General features: G+C 70.5%; 2 protein-coding genes and 1 pseudogene. All 3 read left to right on the forward strand.

All coding sequences use genetic code 11. From position 1 onward, the window contains the following. Positions 1–591, forward strand: a 591-nt coding sequence (locus AB0C29_RS35905) for an SDR family NAD(P)-dependent oxidoreductase (protein WP_360830031.1), incomplete at its 5' end; no start/stop codon positions are given. Between the two features lie 66 nt (positions 592–657). Beyond that, positions 658–1233: a TetR/AcrR family transcriptional regulator gene (locus AB0C29_RS35910; RefSeq protein ID WP_360830034.1), complete on the forward strand. Its 576-nt coding sequence runs from the start codon at positions 658–660 to the stop codon at positions 1231–1233. 127 nt (positions 1234–1360) lie between these two features. Then, positions 1361–1699: pseudogene (locus tag AB0C29_RS35915) on the forward strand (chlorophyllase); the annotation flags it as partial.

The following is a 1699-nucleotide window of genomic DNA, read 5'->3' on the forward strand; positions in this document are numbered from 1 at the left end:
CTGGTGGCCGGCCGCCGGGACGGCCTGAACCGGGTCGTCGCGGAGGTCGCCGGCGCGGGCGGTCACGCCGTCGCGGTGCCGGCCGACATCACCGACCCGGAGCAGGCCGAGCAGGCGGTGCTGGACACCCTGGAACGGTTCGGGCGGCTGGACGTCCTGGTCAACAACGCCGAGGTCATGCTGCTCGACACGGCGCTGCACACCATGCTCGAGCAGTGGTCCCGGACGATCTCGCTCAACGTCTCGGGGCTGCTGCACGTGACGCACGCCGCCGTGCCGTACCTGATCGACGCCGCGACGACCGCGCCGCGGCAGGTCGCGGACATCGTGAACGTCGGCTCGACCGCCGGGCGCGTCGCCCGCGCGGGCAGCAGCGTCTACAACCTGTCGAAGTTCGGCCTGACCGGGTTCACCGAGTCGCTGCGCCAGGAGCTGCTGACCGAACGGGTACGCGTCAGCGTGGTGCAGCCCGGCACCGGCGAGCCGTTGCGACCGGCGGACGTGGCGGACGCGATCGGCTACATCGTCACCCGGGACCGCCGGGTCGCCGTCAACGAGATGGTGGTGCGCGCGGGCGACCAGCTCTGGTAGCCCGCGCGTTGACGTAAGCTCGAACCGGAACGCTCTTCCAGTTGAGTTCCGGTGAGGTGTGGTGTGGTGAGCACGAACGGGGACCGGCGGGTGCGGGTGGACGCGCAGCGCAACATCGACGCGTTGCTCGACGCCGCCAAGGTCGTCTTCAGCACCTCAGGGGTGGACGCCCCCGTCCGCGAGATCGCCGCCAAGGCGGGGGTCGGGGTCGGCACCTTCTACCGGCACTTCCCGCTGCGGTCCGACCTGGTCACGGCCGTGTTCCGCCGCGAGGTCGACGCCTGCGCCGACGCTGCTCCGGTTCTGGCAGCGGAGCACGAGCCCGGTGAAGCCCTCAGCCGCTGGATCTTCCGGTTCACCGACTTCATCGCCACCAAGCGGGGCCTGGCCGCGGCCCTGCACTCGGGCGATCCTGCTTTCAACGTCCTGCCGGACTACTTCCTGCAGCGGCTCGGCCCGGCCCTGGGCGGGCTGCTCGACGCCGCCACCGCGGCCGGCGCAGTACGCGCCGAGGTCAGCGCGCAGGAACTGCTCTACGCGGTGAGCACCCTGTGCATGTCCGGCGAAGAAGGCGACCACGGCCGGCGCATGGTCGCGTTGCTGATCGACGGCCTGAAGTACGGCGCCACAAAACCCTCCTGACCTGCACTGATGACCGGGGCCCACCGGTGGCCTCCATCACACTACTTGCTAAGCGGAACACGCCTCCATATCTTCGGATGTGGAACGACGTTCCGCTTTTGCCGTCAGCCGTCGAGGAGTGACCACCATGTCCACCACCATCACCCCCGTTGTCTCCCTGCGCCCGGTGGTCCTGCCGGCCCCGGACCGCGGCGCGGACCTCCAGGTCCGGGTGTCCGCCCCGGCCACCGGCCGCGACCTGCCGATCATCGTGTTCTCGCACGGCTTCGCCTCGTCGATGAACGGGTACGAACCGCTGGCCGGCTATTGGGCCGCCCGCGGCTTCGTGGTGATCCAGCCGACCCACCTCGACTCGGCGACGCTGGCCGTCACCCCGGACGACCCGCGCTACCCGGACATCTGGCGGATCCGGATCGCGGACCTCAAGCGCGTCCTCGACGAGCTGGACCACATCGAGGCGTCCGTG

Origin of the sequence: Actinoplanes sp. NPDC048791 (assembly GCF_040650095.1) — a bacterium.
Taxonomy (GTDB): Bacteria; Actinomycetota; Actinomycetes; order Mycobacteriales; family Micromonosporaceae; genus Actinoplanes.